Genomic DNA, 23,554 nt, shown 5'->3' with positions numbered 1-23,554 from the left:
CGGATGGCTTAGTTTGCGTTCACGACCTCCTATTCCTCGCATTGACCGCGATCGCCGCTGCCGCGGTGCGGTTCTCCACCCCGAGTTTGGAATAGATCTGCTCCAGATGCTTGTCGACTGTGCGCGGGCTGAGCCCCAGGATTTGCGCGATGTCGCGGTTGGTCTTGCCCTTGGAGAGCCATGACAGCACCTCGCCCTCGCGCGTGGTGAGGCCGAGCTCGCTAGAGAATTCCGCCGGCATGTCGGCGCTGGTGTCCTTCGCCAGCCGCAGCAGGAATTCGTTGACGCCAAGCTTACCCATATATTGCAGCCGCAATTGCTCGTTGGCTGGAAACGAGGCCATGGTCGTGGTCTTCGCTGCAGCCTTTCCCTTCTGCGTCTGCTCAAGCCATTGCGGGATCGGATCGGGCAGCGCGAGGTCGTCGCCGTCCTCCGCCAGCGTGTCCGACAGCAGCCTTTGCGCCTGCGGCGTCGCCCACAAGATCCTGCCGTGGCCGTTGACCGCGAGCAGATAGCGTCCGGAGACGTCGAGCGCAGCGCGCGCGCTCTGCGTAAGTCTCGCATTGGCGAGGTGGACGCGGATGCGCGCCAGCATTTCCTGCACCACGATCGGCTTGGTCACGTAATCGACACCGCCGGCTTCCAATCCGCGCACGATGTGCTCGGTCTCGGCGAGGCCTGTCATGAAGATGATCGGCACATGGTCGAGCCCGGCATCGCGCTTCAGCCGGCGGCAGGTCTCGAAACCATCCATGCCGGGCATGACGGCGTCGAGCAGCACGATGTCGGGCGTGATCTGGTCGACGATCCGCATCGCGGAGGCGCCGTCGAGCGCCACCATCACGGTCATGCCGGCGCCGTCGAGCGCGTCAGTCAGGAGCCGCAGCGTCTCCGGGGAGTCGTCGACGACGAGCGCGACGTCTCGCTTCTTGGTTTCAGTGGTCATAGCTGTGCAGCGCCTTCAGGGTCGCCATGTACTGATCGAGGTCGAAGCGATCGACCAATGAGCGCATCTGCGAGACGAAATCGGTATGCTCGGGATGTTCAGTGCCGATCTCGTCGAGTTTCAGCTGGATCGCGCGGATATAGCCCAATTGCCCGAGGCCGATCAGTTCCTCGATATATTTCACCGGCGGCCGCGAGCCGCTCTCCGGCTGCCACTGCGGCACGGGCACCTCGTCGGCATCGTGCTGCCAGTCGAGCTTGAGCAGCAGGCGGATGGTCTCTAACAGGCGCGGGATATCGATCGGCTTCATCAGGTAGCCGTCGTGGAACGGTTGCGCGAGCGGGGCGCCATGCGCTTCCAGCGCGCTCGCCGAGATCATCAGGATGCGTGCCTGGTGATGGCCGGCCGAGCGCAGCGCCTCGGCAACAGTCCAGCCGTCCATGCCGGGCATGGAGATGTCGAGCAGGAACAGGTCGGGCCGGCAATGCTGCGCTAGCGCGAGGCACCCGGGACCATCGGGCGCGCTGAGCAGGATGAAGCCGAGCGGCGCCAGCACTTCGCGCAAGAGATCGCGGTGGGTCGGATCGTCGTCAGTGATCAGGACGGTCTTGCGCGGGCCATGATAGCCATAGACCGGCGCATCGGTCGGCGCGCTGCGCCGCGGGTTTGTCACTTCCGACAGCAATATCTTGACGCGGAAGGTGCTGCCGGCGCCAACGGTGCTGGTCACCTTGATGTCGCCGCCCATCACGCCCGCCAGCAGCCGGCTGATGGTGAGCCCGAGACCGGTGCCGGTCTGCGGCTGCGAGACGCCGAGCGCGCCACGTTCGAACGGCGCGAAGATGCGCTCGAGATCGTCAGGCTGGATGCCCGGGCCGGTGTCGATCACCTCGAACTCGGCGACCGGGCTGCGGTAGTGCACGACGAACTGCACGTGGCCGGTTTGCGTGAACTTGATCGCGTTCGACAGCAGGTTGATCAGGATTTGCCGCAGCCGCTTCTCGTCGGCATAGACCACGACCGGCAGCACCGCCGGCCGCTTGAACACGAAATCGATGCCTTTCGCGGCTGCCTGCAGACGGAACATGCCGACGAGCTGGTCGAGGAAATCGTTCAGCCGGACCTCGTCGCGCGAGAGATAAAGCCGGCCGGCCTCGATCTTGGAGATGTCGAGGATGCCGTCGATCAAGCCGGAGAGATGGTCGGCGCTGCGACGGACCACGCGGACCTGTTCGCGCGGCCGCGTCTGCAGGGTATTGTCCTGCTCCAGCAGTTGCGCATAGCCGGAGATCGCGTTCAGCGGCGAGCGCAATTCGTGGCTCAGGCCGACGACATAGCGGCTCTTGGCGAGGTTGGCGGACTCGGCGACTTCCTTGGCGCGCTGCAGTTCGGCGTCGGTTCGCTTGTGGGCATCGATCTCCTGGATCAGCAGCGCGGTCTGCCGTCGGGTCTCTTCCTCCGCCGCGCGCCGGCTCTGCTGCGCCAGCACGAACAGCCAAGCCACCACGCCGATGATGATGATCAGCGCAAAGAACACTTTCCACAGCACGTCCGACAACAGGTTGCCGGCTTGCACGGTGGCCGAGGTCTGCAGGTAGATCAGCCCGAGCACCAGCCCGACAAGGCCCGCCGAGACCGCGAACACGCCGAGATAATGCCCGAGCTGCGAATTGATGCGGGCATAGATCGGCTGCGGCAGCAATTTGCCCAATGTCTCCGACACCTGCGACTGGATGCGCGCATGCGGCTTGCACAGGTCATGGCAGCGCGCGTCGAGCGAGCAGCACAAGGAGCAGATCGGGCCGGCATAGGCGGGGCAGGCGGCCATGTCTTCGGGCTCGAACGAATGCTCGCAGATGCAGCACTGGATCTGCTCGAGGTTCTGCCAGCTCCGTTTCGGCTTGCGCGCGATGTAGTATTTGCCGTCGGTAGCCCAGGCGATCAGCGGCGCAACGATAAACGCCACCGCCAGCGCGACGAAGGCGGACAGCGCCTTTGCCGTTGGCCCGAACACGCCGTAGAAGGCGCTGATCGAGACGATGGTCGCAATCAGCATCGCGCCGACGCCGACCGGGTTGATGTCGCAGAGATGCGCGCGCTTGAACTCGATGTGCTGCGGCCGCAGGCCCAGCGGCTTGTTGATGACGAGGTCAGCAACGAGCGCACCGACCCAGGCGATCGCGACATTGGAATAGAGCGCGAGTGTCTGCTCCAGCGCCTTGTAGACGCCGATCTCCATCAACAGCAGCGCAACGACCACGTTGAAGACCAGCCAGACCACGCGGCCGGGATGGCTGTGGGTGAGGCGGGAAAAGAAATTCGACCAGGCGATCGAGCCGGCATAGGCGTTGGTCACGTTGATCTTGACCTGCGACAGGATCACAAACGTTCCCGTCAGCGCCAGCGCCAGATCCGGCTGCGACAGCACGTAGCGATAGGCCTCCAGGTACATGTTGGCGGGCTCGGCGGCGTGCTCATAGGAGACGCCGTGACTCAGCGCGAAGAAGGCGAGGAACGATCCGGCCAGCAGCTTCAGGGCGCCGAGGACGATCCAGCCGGGCCCTGCGCTGAGCAGCGCGATCCACCACGCCCGCCGCGACGTGCGCCGGTCGCGTGGCAGGAAGCGGAGGAAGTCGACCTGTTCGCCGATCTGCGCCACCAGCGAGAACACCACGGAGGCCGCAGTGCCGAACAGCAAGAGGTCGAGCTGGCCGGATGGGTTGCCATGCTCGCCGGAAAAATTGCGCCATTCGATGAACGAGCGCGGATGGGCGTAGGCGATCGCGGCAAAGGGCAGGATATGCAGCACGATCCAGATCGGCTGCGTCCACAACTGGAAGCGGCTGATCAGGGTGATGCCGTAGACCACCAGCGGGATGATCACGACTGCGCTGATGACATAGCCGATCGGCCGCGGGATGCCGAAACACATTTCGAGCGCGGTCGCCAGGATCACTGCCTCGATCGCAAAGAAGATGAAGGTGAAGGAGGCGTAGATCAGCGAGGTGATGGTCGAGCCGATATAGCCGAAGCCGGCGCCGCGGGTTAAGAGATCGATGTCGATGCCGAACTTGGCGGCGTTATAGGCGATCGGCAGTCCGCAGCAGAAGATGATGGCGCTGACCACGAGGATGGCCGCGGTCGCGTTCATCGCGCCATAGTTCAGCGTGATGGTGCCGCCAATCGCTTCCAGCGCCAGGAATGAGATCGCACCTAACGCAGTGTTGGCAACACGGCCGGCGGACCAGCGGCGCGCGCTCTTTGCGGTGAAGCGCAGCGCATAATCCTCCAGCGTCTGGTTGGCAACCCACTGATTATACTGGCGCCTGACGCGGTCTATCCGCTGCCGCCCTGCCAATTCCCCACCTCCTGAGCCGACGTCGGTCCCGCCCGGTAGTCCCGCCCGTCCTGCTCGCAAATCCCGTACCAGAACCTACGTCGCTATTTTGCGGTGCAGTATACGCAATCTTGCGTATCAGTGCGCTGCACAAATCTGGGCAATCCTCGCCTGACCATTAAGCGCGTTCTCGAACCACTGGGGTGCTCATGTCAGACGAAAAGAAACCGGGCCTGAAGTCGCCGCTTCGGCGCAAGCTACTGATGGGAATGGCGGCGCTGCCGGCCATCTCGATGCTTCCGCGCGCCTCGTTCGCAGAGGGTCCGGCAACGTCCGCGGTCAATACCACTGGCCTTGCCGTCACCGATAGCGAAGTGACCGTCGGCATCCTGCACTCCGTCACCGGCACCATGGCGATCTCGGAGACCGGATCGGTCGAAGCGGAAAAACTGGCAATCGAGCAGATCAATGCCGCCGGGGGCGTGCTCGGCCGCAAGATCAAGTTCATCCAGGAGGACGGCGCCAGCGACTGGCCGACCTTCGCCGAGAAGGCGAAGAAGCTCCTCGTCAACGACAAATGCGCCGCCGTGATGGGCTGCTGGACCTCGGCCTCGCGCAAGGCGGTGCTGCCGGTGTTCGAGCAGTATAATGGCATGCTCTACTACCCGACCTTCTATGAAGGCCTCGAGCAGTCCAAGAACGTGATCTACACCGGCCAGGAAGCTACCCAGCAGATCATCGCGGGCCTCGACTGGGTCAACAAGACCAAGGGCGCCAAGACGTTCTATCTGCTCGGCTCCGACTACATCTGGCCGCGCACCTCCAACAAGATCGCGCGCAAGCACATCGAAGGCCATTTGCAGGGCGCCAAGGTGGTCGGCGAGGAATACTTCCCGCTCGGCCACACTCAGTTCAACTCGGTCATCAACAAGATCAAATTGACCAAGCCGGACGTGATCTACGCCATCATCGTCGGCGGCTCCAACGTCGCTTTCTACAAGCAGCTCAAAGCGGCCGGCATCGACCTCTCCAAGCAGACGCTGCTGACGATATCGGTGACCGAAGACGAGATCGACGGCATCGGCGGTGAAAACATCGCAGGCGCCTATGCCTGCATGAAGTATTTCCAGTCGCTCGACAATCCCAACAACAAGGCCTTCGTCTCTGCCTTCAAGAAGATGTGGGGCGAGAAAACGGTGATCGGTGACGTCACCCAGGCTGCCTATCTCGGCTCGTGGTTGTGGAAGCTGACGGTGGAGAAGGCCGGCAGCTTCGACATCGACAAGGTCGCGGCGGCCTCGCCGGGCGTCGAGTTCAAGGGCGCGCCGGAAGGCTATGTCCGTATCCACGAGAACCATCACCTCTGGTCGAAGACGCGCGTCGGCCGCGCCAAGGCGGACGGCCAGTACGAACTGATCTACGAGACCGCCGATCTCGTCGAGCCCGACCCGTTCCCGAAGGGCTATCAGTGAGAACGCGCCTCGGCTGAGCGCTTCTCCCAACTCGCAAGCGGCGTGGGCCGGTCGGCCCACGCGATCGCCAACGCACGCGCCAAGCGCGGGCGCAGGCCTGACCCATGCAGAGGACGGATCATGTTCGGTGACTATTCGCTCAGCGATCTCGGCGCCATCTTCGCGATGCAAGGCTTTGCCGGACTGATCCTGTTCTCGGTCTACGTGCTGATGGCGCTGGGGCTCGCCATCATCTTCGGCCAGATGGGCGTCATCAACATGGCCCATGGCGAGTTCATGATCCTCGGCGCCTATGTCACCTGGATGACGTCGAGCGCCTTCCAGCAATATCTGCCCGCGCTGTTTCCCGGCTATTTCTTCGTCGCGATGTCGTTGGCGTTCATCGCCTCCGGCGCGCTCGGCATGCTCGTCGAATGGGCGTTGATACGCCATCTCTACAAGCGCCCGCTGGATACGCTGCTTGCGACCTGGGGCCTCAGCCTGATCCTGCAGCAGGCCTATCGCTCGGTGTTCGGCGCCCGCGAGGTCGGCGTCGAACTGCCGGAGTGGATGATGGGTTCCTGGCAGACGACCGACGCGATCCAGATTCCGATCAACGGCATGTTCGTGATGGGGCTGACCGTCCTGATCACCATCGTGGTCGCCTATGTGCTGTTCTGGTCGCGTTGGGGACGTCAGGTCCGCGCCGTCGTGCAGAACCGCGTGATGGCCGGCGCCGTCGGCATCAACACCGAGAAGGTCGACCGTTACACTTTCGGCCTCGGCTGCGGCATCGCCGGCATCGCGGGCTCGGCCTTCACCATGATCGGCTCCACGGGACCGACCGCCGGCCAGCTCTACATCGTCGACACTTTCCTCGTCGTCGTGTTCGGCGGAGCGGCCTCGCTGGTCGGCACCATCGCGTCCGCCTTCACCATCTCGCAGGCGCAGTCGACCATGGAGTTCTTCCTGTCGGGCTCGATGGCGAAGGTGCTCACCCTGTTGGCGATCGTCGCGATCCTGATGATGCGGCCGCAGGGACTGTTTGCACTCAAGGTCCGCAAATAAGAACAAGCAGGCTCTGGTCATGATCATCAACTCGCGCTTTTTGAATCGCTCCGAGCTGATCGGCTTCGTCGCGCTCGCGCTACTCCTCTTCGTCATCCTGCCGCTGTCGCTGGATATCTTCCGCCTCAACCTGGTCGCCAAATATCTCACCTACGCCTTCGTCGGAATTGGCCTCGTGCTGTGCTGGGGCTATGGCGGCATTTTGAGCCTGGGGCAGGGCGTGTTCTTCGGCCTCGGTGGCTACTGCATGGCGATGTACCTGAAGCTCGAGGCCTCCAGCGTCGAGAACACCAAGATCCAGTCGACACCGGGCATTCCCGATTTCATGGACTGGAATCAGCTCACGCAGCTCCCCTTCTTCTGGAAGCCGTTCCACAGCTTCCCGATCACGCTGATCGCGATCATCCTGGTACCCGGCATCTTTGCCTTCATCATCGGCGCGGCGATGTTCAAGCGGCGCGTCGGCGGCGTCTATTTCGCGATCATCACCCAGGCGATCGCCGCGATCATGACCATCCTGATCGTCGGACAGCAGGGCTACACCGGCGGCATCAACGGCATCACCGACCTGCGCACCTTACACGGCTGGGACATTCGCACCGACCATGCCAAGTTCATCCTCTACTTCATCGAGGTCGTGCTGCTGTTCGCCTGCATCATAGCCGCACAGTTCATCCGCCTGACGAAGCTTGGCCGCATCCTGGTGGCGATGCGCGAGCAAGAGGACCGCGTCCGCTTCTCCGGCTACAGCGTCGCCAATTTCAAGATCTTTGCCTTCTGCGCCGCCGCGATCTTCGCCGCGATCGGCGGCGCGATGTTCACGCTCGAAGTCGGTTTCATGTCGCCGTCTTTCGTCGGCATCGTGCCGTCGATCGAGATGGTGATCTACACCGCCGTTGGAGGCCGGATGTCGATCTTCGGCGCGGTCTGGGGTTCGCTGCTGGTGAACTTTGCCAAGACCAGCCTGTCGGAATCCTTCCCGCAGCTCTGGCTGTTTGGCCTCGGCGCGTTGTTCATCGCGGTCGTGCTCGCGTTCCCGAACGGGCTCTCAGGCATCTGGCAGGACTATGTCCAGCCGCATATCGACCGCCTGCTGGCCTCGCGGAAATCAAAACCCGGCAACGGCTTCCCAGTCGCCGACGGCACACCGGCGGAGTGAGGAGTGGTCATGCTCATCGGTCATCAGCCCAAGGATTTCCTGCTCGCGGTCTCCGGGCTCACCGTTTCCTTCGACGGCTTCAAGGCAGTCAACGATCTCTCCTTCTATGTCGAGGACAACGAGATCCGCGTCATCATCGGCCCCAACGGGGCCGGCAAGACCACCGTGCTCGACCTGATTTGCGGCAAGACCAAAGCCACGTCAGGCTCGATCCAGTTTCGCGGCAAGGAGCTGACGAAACTACGCGAGAACGAGATCGTGCAGGCCGGCGTCGGCCGCAAGTTCCAGACGCCGTCGGTGTTCGAGGACCTCACCGTGTTCGAGAACCTCGAAATCTCCTTCCCGCGCGGCCGCACCGTCTTCGGCTCGCTCACCTTCCAGCGCGACGCCACCGTGAAACAGCGCGTCGAGGAAGTCGCCGAGATGATCTTCCTGAAGGACCGCCTCGACACCTACGCCGACGAGTTGAGTCACGGCCAGAAGCAATGGCTGGAGATCGGCATGCTGCTGATCCAGGATCCGGACCTCCTGATGCTGGACGAGCCTGTCGCCGGCATGAGCGTATCCGAGCGCGCCAAGACCGCCGAACTGCTCAACCGCATCATCAAGGGCCGCTCCGTGCTCGTCATCGAGCACGACATGAAGTTCGTCGAGGACATCGCCCACAAGGTCACCGTGCTGCACCAGGGACAGATCCTGTCCGAGGGAACGATGGAGCACGTCAAGAACGATCCGAAGGTCATCGAAGTCTATCTCGGACATTGAGCATGACGTTTCGCATAGCCGCCGCCACGCGCACCGTCGACCTCTCCCCAGCGGGGAGAGGTCGGATCGCATCGAAAGATGCGATCCGGGTGAGGGGGCTCGCGCTCTCGTGGGACCTGATTCCCTCACCCGGCGCTACGCGCCGACCTCTCCCTACGGGAGAGGTGAAGAAAAGCATCCGGCTCTAGGAGGCGATCATGCTGGCAATCTCCGAACTTCATGTCGCTTATGGCCAGAGCGAGGTGCTGCACGGCCTCAACGTCTCGGTCGCGCCCAACGAGATCGTGGCGATCATGGGCCGTAACGGCATGGGCAAGACCACGCTGATGAAGTCGCTGATGGGCATTCTGCCGGCCAAGAGCGGTTCGGTGACCATGGACGGCACCGAGCTCAACAAGCTCGAAAGCTATGAGCGGGTGGCGAAGGGGCTTGCCTATGTCCCGCAGGGCCGCATGATCTTCTCCACCATGACGGTGAAGGAGAACATCGAGACCGGCCTCGTCGTGCGCGGTGAGTCCGAGGTGCCAGGCGACATCTACGAGCTGTTCCCGGTGCTGCTCGAGATGAAGAACCGCCGCGGCGGCAATCTGTCCGGCGGTCAGCAGCAGCAGCTCGCGATCGCCCGCGCGCTCGCCACCAAGCCGAAAGTGCTGCTGCTGGACGAGCCGACTGAAGGCATCCAGCCCTCGATCATCAAGGACATGGCGCGCACCCTAAAGCGCATCCGCGACGAGCGTGGCCTCTCGATCGTCGTCTCCGAGCAGGTGCTGAGCTTTGCCCTCGACATCGCCGACCGTGTGCTCGTCATCGAGAACGGCGAGATCGTCCGCGACGATCCGCGCAATGCCGTCGATGCCGCGCAGATCTCGAAGTATCTGTCCGTCTAACCAAGGAAAGTGAAAAAAGGGGAGCTTTTGATGCCAGAGACACTCATCAAGGTCGATCTCACCAAATCGGCTTACGACAACGACATGGTGCATAACCGCTGGCACCCGGACATTCCGATCGTGGCATGGGTTAATCCCGGCGATGACTTCATCATCGAGACCTATGACTGGACCGGCGGCTTCATCAAGAACAACGATTCCGCCGACGACGTGCGCGACATCGATCTCTCGATCGTGCACTTCCTGTCCGGTCCGATCGGCGTCAAGGGCGCCGAGCCCGGCGACCTCCTGGTGGTCGATCTGCTCGACGTCGGCCCGCTGAAGGAGAGCCTGTGGGGCTTCAACGGCTTCTTCTCCAAGCAGAACGGCGGCGGCTTCCTCACCGATCATTTCCCGCTGGCGCAGAAATCGATCTGGGACATCAAGGGTCTCTACACCTCCTCGCGCCACGTGCCCGGCGTCAATTTCGCCGGCCTGATCCATCCCGGCCTGATCGGCTGCCTGCCGGACCCGAAGATGCTCGCGACCTGGAACGCGCGCGAGGCCGAGTTGATCGCGACCAACCCGACCCGCGTGCCCGGACTCGCCAATCCGCCGTTTGGTCCGACCGCGCATGGCGGCCGTGCCAAGGGCGACGTGAAGGCCAAGATCGGCGCGGAAGGTGCACGCACCGTGCCGCCACGCGAACATGGCGGCAATTGCGACATCAAGGACCTCTCGCGCGGCTCGAAGATATACTTCCCGGTCTATGTGCCCGGCGGCGGCCTCTCGATGGGTGACCTGCACTTCAGCCAGGGAGACGGTGAGATCACCTTCTGCGGCGCGATCGAGATGGCCGGCTGGCTGCACATCAAGGTCGAAATCATCAAGGACGGCGTCGCGAAGTACGGCATCAAGAATCCGATCTTCAAGCCGTCGCCGATCACGCCGAACTACAAGGACTTCCTGATCTTCGAAGGCATCTCGGTGGACGAGGCCGGCAAGCAGCATTACCTCGATGTCCACATCGCCTATCGCCAGGCCTGCCTCAACGCGATCGAGTATCTGAAGAAGTTCGGCTACTCCGGCGCGCAGGCCTATTCGATCCTCGGCACTGCGCCGTGCCAGGGTCATATCTCAGGCGTGGTCGATGTGCCCAATGCCTGCGCCACGCTGTGGCTGCCGACGGAGATCTTCGATTTCGACGTGATGCCGTCGTCGGCCGGTCCGATCAAGCACATCACGGGCGACATCCAGATGCCGATCTCGCCGGACAAGTAGCTCCCTGCACGATGGATGCGGGACGACGCGTATTTGCCGCCCCGCATCCGCCGCGCAACGTCAGTCCGACCGCGCAAGGAAACAAAATGCCCGTCTACGAATATCTCTGCAACGAGTGCGGCCCGTTCAAGGACATGCGGCCGATGTCCGAATGCGACCTGCCGCAAGACTGCCCGCAATGCGAAGCGGAATCGCCGCGCGTCATCCTGACCGCCCCGAGCTTCTTCTGCATGCCCTCCGATAAGCGCAAGGCCCACGCCACCAATGAGCGCAGCGCGCACGCGCCGAAGACGCTCGACCAGTACAAGGCCTCACACGGCCCCGGCTGCGGCTGCTGCTCCGGCAAGAAGCCGGCGCGCTTGGTGACGAAGAGCAAGACCGGCGCCAAGGGCTTTCCGACCGCGCGCCCCTGGATGATCAGCCATTAGAACTTAGTTAGTGGCGCGTTGCGCGCAGCTCCAGTGTGGTTTGGGTGATCCTGGCGACGAACCCTTCGAAGCCCAAGACTCTCTGCCTGGCCAATTCGCCGTGGAGTTTGCTGATTTTCTGCGACTCGGCGATGAAAGTCTCGAAAGCCTGCTTCGCGAATTCCGTCTGAAGCTCGAACACCTTGTCGAGCGAGCGGACGGCCGCGAGCTTCTCCAGGAAGGACAAGGTCTGGTTCAGCGATTTCCTGGTGTAGTCGCTGTAGGCATCGGCGATCGTTGCAACGCTGACGGCGACGGGCTCGGCCGCTACGGTGGGGAGGGCGTGGACGGTATCAGTCGCGGAAGCCTCAACCGAAGCGCTTTCGATCGACGCGACCGGTGCGCTGATCGGCTCGTTGAACTGGATCTCCTCGCTGATCTGCTCAGGTTCACTGATTTGTTCACTGATCTGTTCCTGGGCGCCCTCCAGTTGGACCGCCACAGGCGCCGGCTCGGGAACTTGTCGTGCGCGGGCTTCCTTGCTCGGCTCGACCTTCTTGCGCTGCTGTCCTGCCTTCCCCTTGCGCTGGCTGGATTTTCCGACCGGTTTATTCCCATCCGCACTCAACATTGGAATCGCTCCGGATCTCAAATATCAACTAAGCTGGAAGCCTCCGCCATCTTTGCGCTGGATTCGCGGTTGGGCTTTGTTCTTCGCGTGGCAGTCATGTGGTGACATTTGGAAGGAGGAGCGCCAGCGGCCATCTCGTGCCCATTTCGGGCTGCGTTGGGCACGGGAACGTTTATTCTCTTAAGCACGGTGCACATACTGGGTAGCCACCGCGGCGCCGCCATTGGGGCCCAATGGAGGTCGCGCGAGTTCTCCGTGGGTCAATGGTCCAGTAGGGGAGTTGGTAATGCGGCGATTGAGGGGGCGGCGAAGGTTCAATTCTTTGACGACGCTGGCGGTTGAGGCCAATCATGTGATTGCGCTGCGGCTGATGAAGCTGATGTTGGGTGGCAGCGGGGCCCGGCGCGAAGCCGAACGCATGATTAGCGAAAAGATCGATGCGGCCGTCGAAGCCGGCACAAGGTTGATGACTGGAGCTTCGGGAGATGAAATAGTTCGTCGGTATCGACGGCGCGTCGCAGCGAATGCGAAGCGGCTCACCAAATCGAACTTGGGTCCCCTAAAACGAACACGGCGCCGACGAAAGTAATCGGCGCCGACCAATCGACGCCATGCGCGTCTCGTGGCGCAAACCGGATTTTCGCAAGCCGTCCCACTGCTGCAAAGGGCTAAAAGCGATGTTACTGTTACGATAGCGCTGTGCCGTCGCGCCGCGGTACGATCCGCCGATGGGCCGATGATAGTCAGTAGTTAGGAACGTCAGGAGCGGGAGCATGAAGGCAGTTGCACTGATGGCCATCCTGCTCACTGCTTCAGTTGCGCCGGAAACCGTGCGCACTACGGCCCAGCAAGTCGCGAGCTGGCAAATGTCGCACTTTCATGAAGTACCCCAGGCGGCTGAGACAGATTGGACACGCGCCGCCTTCTATATCGGTCTCGCAAGATGGGCCGCGACACCAGGTCAAATGAAGTACTTCGACGTGATCCGAGAGCTTGGAGAGCGCACCGATTGGCAGATCGGCAACAGCGACTGGGCGCCCCCGATCTACCTTGCGGACGATCATGCCATCGGGCAGGTCTACATTGCCGCCTATGATCATTTCGGCGATCGACGCATGATCGAGCCGACCGTGCAGCGGCTGGAATACATCCTGCAGCACCCGCCACAGGTCTCGCTCGAATTCGACAACGCAAAGTGCCTGCAGCGATGGTGCTGGTCTGACGCCATCTTCATGGGGCCGGCGACCTGGTTCGGCATTGCGCGCATCCAGAAGGACCAGCGCTTCCGTGACTATGCCGACAGGGAATTCTGGGCCACGAAAGACTTCCTATTCGATAGCCAGGAGCGCCTGTTCTACCGCGACAGCCGCTTCATCGGGAAAACTGGCGCGCATGGCGAAAAGATATTCTGGGGCCGAGGTAACGGCTGGGTACTCGCTGGGCTTGCCAACATCCTACGAGAGCTTCGTCCCGGCGACCCGCTACGCGAGAAATACGTCAACCTGTTCGTCGAGATCGCAGATCGCGTAGCGAGCCTGCAGCGCCCGGATGGCTTCTGGTCCACGTCGTTGCTCGCTCCGCCCGAGGTCGGCACTCCGGAGTCCAGTTGCACTGGATTGCTGACCTACGGCCTGGCCGCCGGGGTGCGGATGGGATTTCTTGACGCAAGGCGGTTTAGTCCAGTGATTGAACAAGGCTGGCGGGCTCTGGCATCGGCGACGGTCAACGGCCGGCTCGGCCGTGTGCAGCAGATTGGCGACAGGCCGGACGCCGTTCAGATCGCGGACACCCAGCTCTACGGGTCTGGCGCGCTCTTGTTGGCTGCATCTGAACTGGTCCACTGACATCTACTTTCCTCCGCCGGTGCGGCGGGTCCAGATTCCAATTTGAGTGGCGCTCGGCATGTCGTCGATCGGCTGTTCCCGCCCGCGACTGGCGTGAGAGCGGCCGCCTGCACCGCCAGGCCGCCTTTGCCGTCGACGTCGTCGACACCACCGGCGCGGGCGACGTCTTTCACGGCGCCTATGCGCTTGCGATCGGCGTCGGCCTCGATGTGCGCCAGGCCATGGCGTTTTCGGCAGCGACGGCTGCGCTGAAAGGATGGCCTCGCCGTGCTCGAGCGTCTCAACGATCTGACGACGGCCAAGGGAACCCCGTGGAAGGCTCGCTTTCCGGTGTTCACCGACATCAAGCAAGAGGGCGACTTCGCGCGCGCCTACTGAGACTACGCACAGTCCGGTCTTGATCGCGAGATCCGAGACCTGACATCGGTCGAGCTGTCCTCATCTAGAGCATGATCCGGAAAAGTGGACACCGGTTCTCCGAAAAAGATCATGCTCATACAAAGAGCTAGAGCGGGATGACGATTCGAAGAAAAGTCATCGCGCTCTAACGGCGCACGGCCAGACTGAGGGATCGGCTGTCATTCACGATAGCGTTCGTAGATCACCGACGCAGCGACGTGCCTTCGGACAGTGACCGCCCCGCGATCGCGGGCTCCGCGGCCTTGGCACGGGACTTGGCATAATCGGCCGACATGGCCAGCGCGGGATCGCGGTGACGCAACTCCTCGGCCACGATCGATTGAAGCCAGCGGACGGCGGGTTCGTTGTCCATCCGGCGGTGCCAGTGCTGCTTCAATTGGATCAGAGGTATGGAGACCGGCGGTGGCAGAAGCTTGAGACCCGCGTCTGCGTACCAGGCCCCGAGCGAGAACGGTACGGTGGAGATCATGTCGCTCGTCGCGATCAATTGCGGCACGCTCATGAAATGCGGCAAGTGTAGGACGACCCGGCGCTGCAACTTGAGTTCCCGGACCCGCCTTTCGAATATCTCCTGACTACGCCCCTGCTGGTTCACGACGATATGGTCCGCCGTGAGAAACTGCTCAAGCGACAGGGTGTCACCGATCGTCGGATGGTCCTTTCGAACAATGCAGGTGAAGGGGTGATCGAAGAGGTCTTCGGTCACGATATTCGGGCCGACGAGGTCCGGAAAGTAGCCTATCGCCAGATCGATCTCGCCGTTTTCGAGCGCGTCCTCCAGCTGTTCGTGGGACGTCGGTACGCATCGCAGGCCTGCTCCGGGAGCCATCATGCGTATGCGTTGGAGGATCGGCGGGATGAAGATCAGAACGCCGATGTCCGAGGTCGTGACCGTGAATACGCGGTCACTCTCTTCCGGTACGAAGCGTGGCTTGCGCAGTATCTGCTCGTCGACCGTCGAGAGCACTGTTCGCACCGCTTCGGCGATCGATTCCGCAAATGGCGTCGGCCGCATTCCGCGCCCTGTCGACAGAAATAAGGGATCGCCAAAGAAGTCCCGTAGCTTTCGCAGGCCAGCGCTGGCCATCGGCTGGCTCATTCCAAGCTGACGAGAGACCGCCGACAGGTTCTGGGCGCGGAAGAGCCCGTCGAGCAGGAGAAGCAAGTTCAGATCGAGCCGTCTGATATCCATAATGCTGATAGCTTGTATTGGATAATACCGGATTTTCAATGGCGGCATTCTGCGCAATGGTGCCTCTGTAACGTCCCGTAGAGGCGACTTTGGGAGTGAAATCAGAGGCGTAGCCCCCCGGGAGGCTCAGGCCTCTCAGCCACACTTTCTCGGTCCACCTCTCATTCTTCAAACATCCGCTCACCTTACGTCGGTGCCCCTGGAATCGATCGCCCGTGGCTGCGAGGAATCGCCCGCTTATGCACGCTGAAACTGCATCGAATACGCAATATATCCTTACCCTGTCGTGTCGCGACGTGCCGGGAATCGTGGCCGATGTCTCGCGCTGCCTGTTTGAAAACGGCGGCAATATCGTCGAGGCCGCGCAGGTCGACGAGACCGTAAGCGAACGCTTCTTCATGAGGATCGGCGTCACTCTCTCAGAAGGGGGCGCGAAGGCGGCGCGGCGCGGAATCGAGGCGATCGCCCGGAAATTCGGAATGGAATGGAAGCTCCGGTCCCAAGCCGAACGCAAGCAGGTCCTGCTGTTCGTCTCCAAATTCGATCACTGTCTTGGCGATCTCTTGTACCGCCATCGGCTCGGCGAGCTCGACATGGACATCGTCGGGATTGTCTCGAACCATCCGCGCTCGGCGCTCACCGTCAGCCTGGTGGGCGATATTCCGTTCCATCACCTTCCGGTCACGAAGGAAACGAAGATGGAGCAAGAAGCGCAGATCAAGGCGCTCGTCGAGGAGACGAAAGCCGATCTCGTCGTCCTTGCGCGCTACATGCAGATCCTCTCCGACGATCTTGCGCGCCATCTCCATGGCCGCTGCATCAATATTCATCACAGCTTTCTGCCGGGATTCAAGGGAGCCAGGCCCTATCATCAAGCGCACGCGCGCGGCGTGAAGCTCATCGGGGCGACCGCGCACTTCGCAACGAGCGATCTCGACGAGGGTCCGATCATCGAACAGGACGTCGAACGAGTCAGCCACCGCGACACGCCGGAAGATCTGGTCCGCAAGGGGCGCGACATCGAGCGCCGGGTCCTCTCGCGCGCGGTCCATCTCTTCCTCGAGGACCGCATCATCATCAACGGCGAACGGACCATTGTCTTCGCCAACTGAGCAGAACGGAGAATCATCAATGCTCACACCCAAGGGCATGCGCAGGACGCCCGAAGGCTACTTCACCTCGCGTTGGGGCCTTCCCGAATATACCGACTGGATCGACGAGAGCATGTCCTGGAAGGAAACCTGCGCGCTCGGCGACTGGTCGTTCCTCTGGGAGCGGCGCTTCAAGGGACCCGATGCGCTGAAGCTGTTCTCGGACACCTCCGTCAACAGCTTCCAGAAGTTCGACATACGGCAGTCGAAACACGTCGTCCATACCACCAAACAGGGAAAGGTCATTGCGGAGGGAATCCTCACGCGCCTGTCCGACGACGAATTCATGCTGTTCGGGCGCGGCACGTTCTGGGTCGACTACGTGCGTCGCCACGGCGACTACAACGTCATATCCGCAGCCGACGACTGGTTCAATTTCCAGGTCCAAGGGCCGACGTCCGTGGCGCTGCTTGAGAAGGTCTCGAAGCAGTCGCTGAGGGACGTGAAGTTCATGCATTCGGGCGAGATCGAGATCGCCGGCTGCAAGATGCTCGCGCTGCGACAGGGTATGTCGGGCGAGATCGGTTTCGAACTGCAAGGCCCCATGGAGCAGGCTGCGGCTGTCTACGACGCTATTGTCGCCGCCGGCCAGGAGTTCGGCCTCCGCCGCATTGGCGGCCGGGCGATCTTCATCAACCACCTCGAAGCGTGCTTCCCGACGATCGTAACTGACTACATGCCTGCGATCTTCGATGAGGACATGAAGGACTATCAGGACGAATTCCGCGCAGCGATGCCGGGCTTCGCGTCCACGTTCAACATCGCCGGCAGCTTCCAGTCCGATGACATCCGGGCTTGGTACCGAAGCCCGGTCGAACTCGGCTGGGGCAAGAACATCAAGTTCGACCACGAATTCATCGGGCGCGCGGCCCTCGAGGAAGAAGTCGCCAATCCGCGGCGCGTGATCCGCACGTTGGTCTGGAACGGAGACGACGTGGCTGATGTCCACGCCTCGCTCTTCCAGAAGGAGCGGGAGCCCTACCAGTACATGGAAATGCCCCGCGACCAGCGCGGCTTCATGTATGCCGACCGCGTGCTGGGCGGCAGCAAGGACGTCGGCGTGACCACGTCGCGGGGATACAGCTACTTCTTCCGCGAGATGCTGTCACTGTGCACCATCGACGTCGATCATTCCGAGATCGGCACCGAAGTCGTCGTGGTCTGGGGCGAACCCGGACGTCGGCAGAAGCACATTCGCGCGAAGGTGGCTCCGGCGCCCTACAAGAAAGACAACCGGCGCTCCGACCTTTCCAAGGTCTGAACCGCAACCATGACCGCGCGCATCATCGACGGAAAGGCGCTCGCTGCCGAGGTTCAGAAACAGGTGGCCGAGGGCGTGGCCGCTCTCGTCGGCGGTGGCGTGGCAGTACCGGAGCTGGCCGTCGTGCTGGTCGGCTACGATCCTGCCAGCCACGTCTACGTCTCGAACAAGGTGCGGCAGACCGAAGCCGTCGGCATGCGGTCACGTCGGTTCGTGCTCGATGCGAACACGACAGAGCGACGGCTTCTGGATCTGATCGAGGAGTTAAACCGGGACCCGGCGGTGAATGGCATATTGGTCCAGTTTCCGCTGCCGCCCCACATCGATACGGCGCGCGTTGTGACCGCCATCCGTCCAGACAAGGATGTCGACGGATTCAATCCGTTGAACGTGGGACGGACTGCGGCCGGCATGCAAGGAGCCTTGGTTCCCTGCACGCCTCTCGGCGTGATGCGTCTGATCAAGTCGGTGCACGACGACATTGCGGGGCTAGGAGCACTCGTTGTGGGCGCGTCGAACGTTGTCGGCCGTCCGATGGCGCGGCTGCTGTTGCAGGAACTGTGCACGGTCTCCATTGCGCACATCCGCACGACCGACCTCGAGCGGCGATGCAGGGAAGCGGACATCCTCGTGGTCGCGACCGGCGTTCCTGGTCTGGTCCGGGGTCAGTTCATTAAGCCGGGTGCGACAGTCATCGACGTCGGCATCACCCGCATCAAGTCTGAGACAGGCGCCGAAAGGCTTGTCGGCGACGTCGCCTTCGACGAGGCGATCGACGTCGCCGGCGCGATCACGCCCGTGCCCGGTGGCGTCGGGCCGATGACCGTCGCCTGTCTGCTCGCCAACACTTTGAGCGCCGCCCAAATGGAAGCCGCCCGATCGCAGGCGGCGGGAATCGACAGGATGACCGCCGTCTGACCGGAGCCTCTGGCGAGAACAGCAAGGGCTTGCGAAGCCGCGTCGCGTGGCTTCCAGGAAGAAAAATTCGAAGATCCATAACAAAAGGGGGAGAAAGAACGTGACGACACAGGTCTTGGAAACGACAAAGCAGCCAGTCATCGACATCGGATCACTGGCCGAGGAGGGGGCGTGGAGTACCTCGCGAAAGCAGGTGCTGCTCCTGTGTGCGCTCGCCATCATTCTCGATGGTCTGGACAATCAGATTCTCGGATTCGCCATACCATCGATGATCAAGGAGTGGAGCGTCACGCGAGGCGATTTCGCGCCGGCCCTCGCGCTTGGCTTCGTCGGCATGACGATCGGCACTCCGATTGGAGGCATCGTCGGAGATTGGCTTGGACGCAAGGTGGCTCTCATCGCGTCGGTCTTTCTGTTCGGTGCGGCAACTCTGGCAATCGCCGCCGCACATGGCGTGGGTGAAGTCAGCCTGTGCCGTTTTCTGGCGGGCCTCGGGCTCGGCGGCGCGCTTCCGGCTGCGACGGCCCTGATCGCCGAATTCACCCCTAAGCGAAACCGCAGCCTGTCCGTGATGTTGGGGATCGTCTGCATTCCGATCGGCGGTATGATCGGCGGCCTGCTCGCCGCCCAGCTCCAGCCCGAGTACGGCTGGCGCATGTTGTTCGTGGTTAGCGGCGTATTGCCGATGATCGTCGCAGTGATCCTTGTGTTCGCGTTACCTGAATCTCCGCAGTACCTGTTGGCGCGTGGCGCAGATACGAAGAAGGTGGCGAAATCCGTGCGGATTCTCGACAAGACCGCTGCGGCGTCCAGCGTCTTCGTCGATCGGCGCGATGTCGGGGGTGAACGCGCATCGGTCACCGCGCTGTTCATTGCCGCCCTCCGTCGCACGACAACGGCGCTTTGGATCGCATTCTTCTTCTGCCTGTTGCCGGTTTACGTCCTTTATGCGTGGGCTCCCACTCTCCTGACCGGCAAGGGCTTTGACGTGCAGACGGCGAGCTTCGGCCTGGCGCTGTTCAACTTCGGCGGCGTCGGTGGTTGTATCGTTACCGGGTGGGCGATCGGCCGATACGGTTCGCGGGTAGCGATCCTGACGGTCGCTGGTGCGGCGACCGTCGGCGCGGCGATCCTGGCATCGATACCGCTGTCGACCGAAACCCAACCATTGCTGATGGCACTTCTATTTATCGAAGGCTTCTGTCTGCTCGGCGCGCAGGGCTCGCTGTACGCGCTGGCCGCCTACGTGTACCCGACGAACGTTCGATCGACCGGCGTTGGTGCTGCGGCCGGCTTCGGTCGAGCGGGGGCTATCGTCAGCGCATATGTCGGCACCTTCGCCCTGAATTTCGGTGCAACCATGTTCTTCGCCGTCATCGCCGGGTGTGTGGCCATTACGTTCGTGGCGGTGGCGATCATCGACATCCATCAGCCCGCGCTGCGGGCCGAACCGTAGCGATCTCGCGTCTGAAGGAGCCATCGAGAAGCGAGTATCGACCGCCGCCGGGCTCACCAAGGTCGACAGCGGTCGACGCGCGACCGGTCTTCGCGCTAACTCGTGAGGAGCTGCGAATCAACGGCAAGTACCCGCGAGTATCCATTTAGTGTGGCCCATTGCGGAAGAAAACATGACGTCTGGCGGCTTCACGATCGGCTCGATCCGGGCGATTCTGCTATCGCTATCCTTTGGCGACGCCGGTGGTGATGTCGTTCGCCAAGATGTTGAACCGTCCGGCCGTCTTCATTTGCGCAATCGATGAAGACGGCGTCGAGGGGAGAGGGAGGCCTGGTCGAACTTTCCCGCACCCGGCGCCGGGCATCGCGCCCGGCTCGTCAATGAGGTGCTCGCGCCCGCGATCGTCGGACGCAAATTCGAGAGCCTGCGCAAGCCTTCGAAATGCGCCGATCTTCAGCCTCGTCCATTTAGCGGTAGTGGTCTGGGCTACGGATTCGCAAGCGCCGATAAGATCAATGAATACGCACAGGTCCTGGGAATTGAGGCGACGGCGCTTGACGCGCAACAGTCAGTCCATGACGAGGTTTAAAGCGTTCCTGAAGAAGCGAGGCCTATTGCGTTACCGCTTCCAGGAAAAGCATGGCTCTCTGGCGAAAGCACTCTCGTCTATCTTTCCCGTCAACTTCAACAGCACTGACTTAGAATCTTCCAAAGTACCTTTGGAATACTTCCAAACATAGTGTCGCTGACTCGAGTCGATCGATGATCGAGACATTCTAAGTCGCACCGCACGCATTTGCGTTGCAGTCACGATAGCGTCTCTCTAAAGAGGCGGTGCAGATCGCCAACAATCCGAAGTTGCACATGAGGACGTAGGCAACCAGCCCGGAATGCGCATTTGCGGGGGAGCTGATTCACCGGTCGTAAGTGTCGGCCGAGCTCGGACGCAGAGAGCGGATTTTCGATCCATGGTCGTTGAAGCCCGGTCGTGGAGCCATTTCACGTTGGGCGATGTGCTGTTTGATGAGGGGCTTTCTGGAAATGCGACGTGCAGGTGAGGTTGGGGCGGTAGTTCGCTTTGGTGCGACACTGCTAGGTGGAGTGGCGTTGATGGCGTGGTTCGAATCGCCCGCTCAATCCCAAACACCGCAAGGCGGCAACTCCCTTCCTCCCATTACTGTCGATGCTCCGACGCAACGGTCGGTCCGCAGCGCGCCGACCAAACGAAATGCCGCCCGGGTCCGATCAACTTCACGGCGCCCCACGGCGCCTAGCGCCCCGCAAACCGAAACCGCTGTCGTGCAATCGCAGCCGTCGCAGCCGGGTGTCGTGCCCGCCTTTGCGGGCGGCCAGGTCGCTCAAGGCGGGCGGCTGGGACTGCTCGGAAACGCCGACACAATGAAGGCGCCGTTCAATCTGACGAGCTACACGGACAAATTCATCCGGGATCAGCAGGCGGCGACGGTTGCGGATGCCTTGATCCTGGATCCTTCCGTGCGCAGTTCCCACCCAACGGGAGGTACGGTCGATTCCTTCAACATTCGCGGCTTCCCAATTAACGAAGGCAATAGCGGTGAGTTCGCCTTCGAGGGCCTTTACGGGATCGCGCCGAACTACCGCATATTCACGGATTACATCGAACGCATCGAAGTGCTCAAGGGTCCCTCAGCTGCGCTCTCAGGGATCGCACCCAACGGCGGCGTCGGCGGCGTCATCAATGTTGTGCCTAAGCGTGCGGGAGAAGACTTGACGCGCTTCACCGCGGGTTACGGTTCGGCCGCACGGTTGGGCGGTCACTGGGATATTGCGAGGCGCTACGGCGACAGCAAGGAATGGGGCGTGCGCACCACCGGCAGCCTGCGCGACGGCGACACGCCCATTGACCGCCAGTCCGAAACGACGGGTGTCGGATCGCTGGCCCTCGACTATCAGGGCGAGCGCTTCAGGTCCTGGCTCTATCTCATCGCCCAGACCGATCGGTTCGACGCGCCGTCACGTCCTTTCCTCATGGCTCCCGGCCTACAAGTGCCGAACGCGCCGGACGGTCGGCTGAACGTGACGCAACCTTGGGAATGGTCGCGCATCAACGATCAGTCTGCCTTGTTGCGCACCGAATACGATGTAACCGATCAGGTGACGTTGTTCGCTGACGTCGGCGGATCGCGGACCGATGTCGAGCGATTCTTCGGTCTTCCGACGATCATCAATACGAGCGGCGACACGACTTCGACGCCCCAATTCTTCGGGCTTAGCGTTGATCGATACACATATGATGGCGGCGTCCGCGCCCGCTTCGATACCGGCTTCGTCCACCATGCGGTCGCCTTCCAGGCCTCCCTCTATCATGACGCGTTGAACCGGCGGCTCACCAATGGCAGTCTGGTCGCGTCGAACATCTACAATCCGACCGTGGCGCCAACTCAGTTCGCAAACGAGATCAGCGGGCGCCCCCCGCTCTCGGACAGTGAACTCACGGGGCTCTCGATTGCTGACACCTTATCTGTGCTGAATGAGCGTGTCCTGTTGACTTTGGGTGTCCGGCGCCAGGGCATCGAAGCGAACAACTATCTTTCCAATGTCGGAACACTGACGTCGTCCTACGACAAGAGCGCGACCACTCCCGTGGTCGGCCTCGTCGTCCGTCCCTGGGACAACGTCTCTCTGTACGCGAACTACATCGAAGGTCTAAGCCGGGGCGATGTTGCGCCGCAGACCGCTTCCAACTTCGGCGAAGTGCTCCCGCCCTACATCGCCAAGCAGTACGAGGCCGGCGTCAAGGTGGATTTCGGCCGGCTTGCAACCACCTTCAGCGCTTTCCAGATATCGAAGGCGAGCGGCGAGCTGTCCGCCGGGCGCTTCGCGGCGACCGCCGAACAGCAAGTCCGTGGACTCGAGTTCAACGTCTACGGTGAACTCATGCCCGATATTCGTGTCCTCGGAGGCTTCTCGCTGCTGGATGGCACCCTGACGAAGACCGCCCTCGCGGCAAACGTGGGCAACACGCCAATCGGCGTTCCGAACGTGCAGGCCAATATTGGAGCCGAGTGGGATCTCCCGTGGGTGACCGGGCTCACTTTGAATGGGGCAGTCATCTACACGGGCAAGCAGTTCGTCGACACAGCGAACAAGCAGCCGATCCCGGATTGGACGCGTCTCGATCTCGGTGCCCGCTATACGACGGCGATCAACGGCAGGAGGACGGTTTTCCGCGCGAACGTTCAGAATGTGACCGGTACGAATTACTGGTCGAGCGTAGCCTCATTCGGAACGTTCTTCCTGGGAGCACCGCGCACGTATCTCCTGTCGATGACCGTGGACATGTAATCGCTGCTCTTGCAGTTTGGTGAGAGGCTTTATGGATGCTTATGATGGCTCGGTCGTGGGAGGAGGTGTCAGCGCAT

General features: G+C 61.9%; 19 protein-coding genes and 1 pseudogene. 15 read left to right on the top strand and 5 right to left on the bottom strand.

Annotated elements, in window-relative coordinates; translation table 11 throughout:
• Positions 1-19 precede the first annotated feature (19 nt).
• A complete protein-coding gene (locus ACZIRK_RS00760; protein WP_463326737.1) occupies positions 20-946 on the bottom strand; it encodes a response regulator in 927 nt (308 codons plus the stop codon).
• The gene (locus ACZIRK_RS00755) at positions 936-4,304 is read right to left on the bottom strand and encodes a hybrid sensor histidine kinase/response regulator (protein ID WP_456643502.1); all 3,369 of its coding nucleotides are present in this window, start codon (positions 4,302-4,304) and stop codon (positions 936-938) included. Before ACZIRK_RS00755 ends, ACZIRK_RS00760 begins: the two co-directional genes overlap by 11 nt.
• Positions 4,305-4,492: 188 nt before the next feature.
• Between ACZIRK_RS00755 and urtA the strand changes: the two genes are divergently transcribed.
• The 7 genes from urtA to ACZIRK_RS00720 all read left to right on the top strand — a co-directional run bounded on the left by urtA (position 4,493) and on the right by ACZIRK_RS00720 (position 11,301).
• A complete protein-coding gene (gene urtA, locus ACZIRK_RS00750) occupies positions 4,493-5,755 on the top strand; it encodes an urea ABC transporter substrate-binding protein (RefSeq protein WP_463326736.1) in 1,263 nt (420 codons plus the stop codon).
• Positions 5,756-5,875: 120 nt separating this feature from the next.
• Complete coding sequence (gene urtB, locus ACZIRK_RS00745) at positions 5,876-6,802, top strand: urea ABC transporter permease subunit UrtB (protein WP_130222337.1); 927 nt, start codon at positions 5,876-5,878, stop codon at positions 6,800-6,802.
• Between the two features lie 19 nt (positions 6,803-6,821).
• Entirely contained in the window at positions 6,822-7,961 is a 1,140-nt protein-coding gene (urtC, locus tag ACZIRK_RS00740) for an urea ABC transporter permease subunit UrtC (protein WP_130222339.1), read from the top strand.
• Positions 7,962-7,970: 9 nt separating this feature from the next.
• The gene (gene urtD, locus ACZIRK_RS00735; RefSeq protein ID WP_130222341.1) at positions 7,971-8,726 is read left to right on the top strand and encodes an urea ABC transporter ATP-binding protein UrtD; all 756 of its coding nucleotides are present in this window, start codon (positions 7,971-7,973) and stop codon (positions 8,724-8,726) included.
• Positions 8,727-8,923: 197 nt separating this feature from the next.
• A complete protein-coding gene (gene urtE / locus ACZIRK_RS00730; protein ID WP_130222343.1) occupies positions 8,924-9,613 on the top strand; it encodes an urea ABC transporter ATP-binding subunit UrtE in 690 nt (229 codons plus the stop codon).
• Positions 9,614-9,643: 30 nt separating this feature from the next.
• Positions 9,644-10,873 carry a formamidase gene (gene fmdA, locus ACZIRK_RS00725; RefSeq protein WP_130222345.1) on the top strand — a complete coding sequence of 410 codons (1,230 nt, stop codon included), beginning with the start codon at positions 9,644-9,646 and terminating at the stop codon, positions 10,871-10,873.
• Between the two features lie 86 nt (positions 10,874-10,959).
• Positions 10,960-11,301 carry an FmdB family zinc ribbon protein gene (locus tag ACZIRK_RS00720; protein WP_028163087.1) on the top strand — a complete coding sequence of 114 codons (342 nt, stop codon included), beginning with the start codon at positions 10,960-10,962 and terminating at the stop codon, positions 11,299-11,301.
• Positions 11,302-11,308: 7 nt separating this feature from the next.
• Here the strand turns inward: ACZIRK_RS00720 and ACZIRK_RS00715 are convergent, their stop codons facing one another.
• On the bottom strand, positions 11,309-11,911 hold the full coding sequence (locus tag ACZIRK_RS00715; protein ID WP_130222347.1) for a phasin family protein: 603 nt from the start codon (positions 11,909-11,911) through the stop codon (positions 11,309-11,311).
• A gap of 286 nt (positions 11,912-12,197) precedes the next feature.
• On the opposite strand from ACZIRK_RS00715, the gene ACZIRK_RS00710 reads away from it, so the two are divergent.
• The 3 genes and pseudogenes from ACZIRK_RS00710 to ACZIRK_RS00700 all read left to right on the top strand — a co-directional run.
• Positions 12,198-12,500 carry a hypothetical protein gene (locus ACZIRK_RS00710; RefSeq protein WP_130222349.1) on the top strand — a complete coding sequence of 101 codons (303 nt, stop codon included), beginning with the start codon at positions 12,198-12,200 and terminating at the stop codon, positions 12,498-12,500.
• A 184-nt stretch (positions 12,501-12,684) separates the two neighbouring features.
• A complete protein-coding gene (locus ACZIRK_RS00705; RefSeq protein WP_130222351.1) occupies positions 12,685-13,755 on the top strand; it encodes a glycoside hydrolase family 88/105 protein in 1,071 nt (356 codons plus the stop codon).
• Positions 13,752-13,994 (top strand): annotated as a pseudogene (locus tag ACZIRK_RS00700) (PfkB family carbohydrate kinase); the annotation flags it as partial. The gene ACZIRK_RS00705 and the pseudogene ACZIRK_RS00700, both read left to right, overlap by 4 nt.
• 362 nt (positions 13,995-14,356) lie before the next feature.
• On the opposite strand, the gene ACZIRK_RS00695 reads toward ACZIRK_RS00700, so the two are convergent.
• Positions 14,357-15,415, bottom strand: a complete 1,059-nt coding sequence (locus ACZIRK_RS00695) for a LysR family transcriptional regulator (protein WP_245474481.1) — start codon at positions 15,413-15,415, stop codon at positions 14,357-14,359.
• A 191-nt stretch (positions 15,416-15,606) separates the two neighbouring features.
• Between ACZIRK_RS00695 and purU the strand changes: the two genes are divergently transcribed.
• From purU to ACZIRK_RS00675, 4 genes are all read left to right on the top strand, one after another.
• Positions 15,607-16,479 carry a formyltetrahydrofolate deformylase gene (gene purU / locus ACZIRK_RS00690; RefSeq protein WP_130222353.1) on the top strand — a complete coding sequence of 291 codons (873 nt, stop codon included), beginning with the start codon at positions 15,607-15,609 and terminating at the stop codon, positions 16,477-16,479.
• 19 nt (positions 16,480-16,498) lie between these two features.
• Positions 16,499-17,779 (top strand): aminomethyl transferase family protein, encoded by a 1,281-nt coding sequence (locus ACZIRK_RS00685; RefSeq protein WP_245474465.1) that lies wholly within the window; start codon positions 16,499-16,501, stop codon positions 17,777-17,779.
• 9 nt (positions 17,780-17,788) lie between these two features.
• A complete protein-coding gene (locus ACZIRK_RS00680; protein ID WP_130222355.1) occupies positions 17,789-18,697 on the top strand; it encodes a bifunctional 5,10-methylenetetrahydrofolate dehydrogenase/5,10-methenyltetrahydrofolate cyclohydrolase in 909 nt (302 codons plus the stop codon).
• A gap of 100 nt (positions 18,698-18,797) precedes the next feature.
• Positions 18,798-20,153: an MFS transporter gene (locus tag ACZIRK_RS00675; protein WP_165435008.1), complete on the top strand. Its 1,356-nt coding sequence runs from the start codon at positions 18,798-18,800 to the stop codon at positions 20,151-20,153.
• 223 nt (positions 20,154-20,376) lie between these two features.
• Here the strand turns inward: ACZIRK_RS00675 and ACZIRK_RS00670 are convergent, their stop codons facing one another.
• Entirely contained in the window at positions 20,377-20,718 is a 342-nt protein-coding gene (locus ACZIRK_RS00670; protein WP_165435009.1) for a hypothetical protein, read from the bottom strand.
• Between the two features lie 545 nt (positions 20,719-21,263).
• Between ACZIRK_RS00670 and ACZIRK_RS00665 the strand changes: the two genes are divergently transcribed.
• Positions 21,264-23,477, top strand: coding sequence for a TonB-dependent receptor (locus tag ACZIRK_RS00665; protein WP_245474466.1), 2,214 nt, complete (start codon positions 21,264-21,266; stop codon positions 23,475-23,477).
• Positions 23,478-23,554: the final 77 nt, after the last annotated feature.

It is taken from the genome of Bradyrhizobium sp. Leo114 (genome assembly GCF_055229415.2).
The sequence above is the reverse complement of the archived record's forward strand: the minus strand, read 5'-3'. Positions and strand labels throughout refer to the sequence as shown.

What these genes read in the sequence shown, in the direction of transcription:
- ACZIRK_RS00665 (WP_245474466.1), top strand. Translation starts at nt 21,264, where the DNA reads ATGGCGTGGTTCGAATCGCCCGCTCAATCCCAAACACCGCAAGGCGGC.
- ACZIRK_RS00720 (WP_028163087.1), top strand. Translation starts at nt 10,960, where the DNA reads ATGCCCGTCTACGAATATCTCTGCAACGAGTGCGGCCCGTTCAAGGAC.
- fmdA (WP_130222345.1), top strand. Translation starts at nt 9,644, where the DNA reads ATGCCAGAGACACTCATCAAGGTCGATCTCACCAAATCGGCTTACGAC.
- urtD (WP_130222341.1), top strand. Translation starts at nt 7,971, where the DNA reads ATGCTCATCGGTCATCAGCCCAAGGATTTCCTGCTCGCGGTCTCCGGG.
- urtC (WP_130222339.1), top strand. Translation starts at nt 6,822, where the DNA reads ATGATCATCAACTCGCGCTTTTTGAATCGCTCCGAGCTGATCGGCTTC.
- ACZIRK_RS00710 (WP_130222349.1), top strand. Translation starts at nt 12,198, where the DNA reads ATGCGGCGATTGAGGGGGCGGCGAAGGTTCAATTCTTTGACGACGCTG.
- ACZIRK_RS00680 (WP_130222355.1), top strand. Translation starts at nt 17,789, where the DNA reads ATGACCGCGCGCATCATCGACGGAAAGGCGCTCGCTGCCGAGGTTCAG.
- ACZIRK_RS00695 (WP_245474481.1), bottom strand. Translation starts at nt 15,415, where the DNA reads ATGCCGCCATTGAAAATCCGGTATTATCCAATACAAGCTATCAGCATT.
- urtE (WP_130222343.1), top strand. Translation starts at nt 8,924, where the DNA reads ATGCTGGCAATCTCCGAACTTCATGTCGCTTATGGCCAGAGCGAGGTG.
- ACZIRK_RS00705 (WP_130222351.1), top strand. Translation starts at nt 12,685, where the DNA reads ATGAAGGCAGTTGCACTGATGGCCATCCTGCTCACTGCTTCAGTTGCG.
- ACZIRK_RS00715 (WP_130222347.1), bottom strand. Translation starts at nt 11,911, where the DNA reads ATGTTGAGTGCGGATGGGAATAAACCGGTCGGAAAATCCAGCCAGCGC.
- urtA (WP_463326736.1), top strand. Translation starts at nt 4,493, where the DNA reads ATGTCAGACGAAAAGAAACCGGGCCTGAAGTCGCCGCTTCGGCGCAAG.
- urtB (WP_130222337.1), top strand. Translation starts at nt 5,876, where the DNA reads ATGTTCGGTGACTATTCGCTCAGCGATCTCGGCGCCATCTTCGCGATG.
- purU (WP_130222353.1), top strand. Translation starts at nt 15,607, where the DNA reads ATGCACGCTGAAACTGCATCGAATACGCAATATATCCTTACCCTGTCG.
- ACZIRK_RS00685 (WP_245474465.1), top strand. Translation starts at nt 16,499, where the DNA reads ATGCTCACACCCAAGGGCATGCGCAGGACGCCCGAAGGCTACTTCACC.
- ACZIRK_RS00760 (WP_463326737.1), bottom strand. Translation starts at nt 946, where the DNA reads ATGACCACTGAAACCAAGAAGCGAGACGTCGCGCTCGTCGTCGACGAC.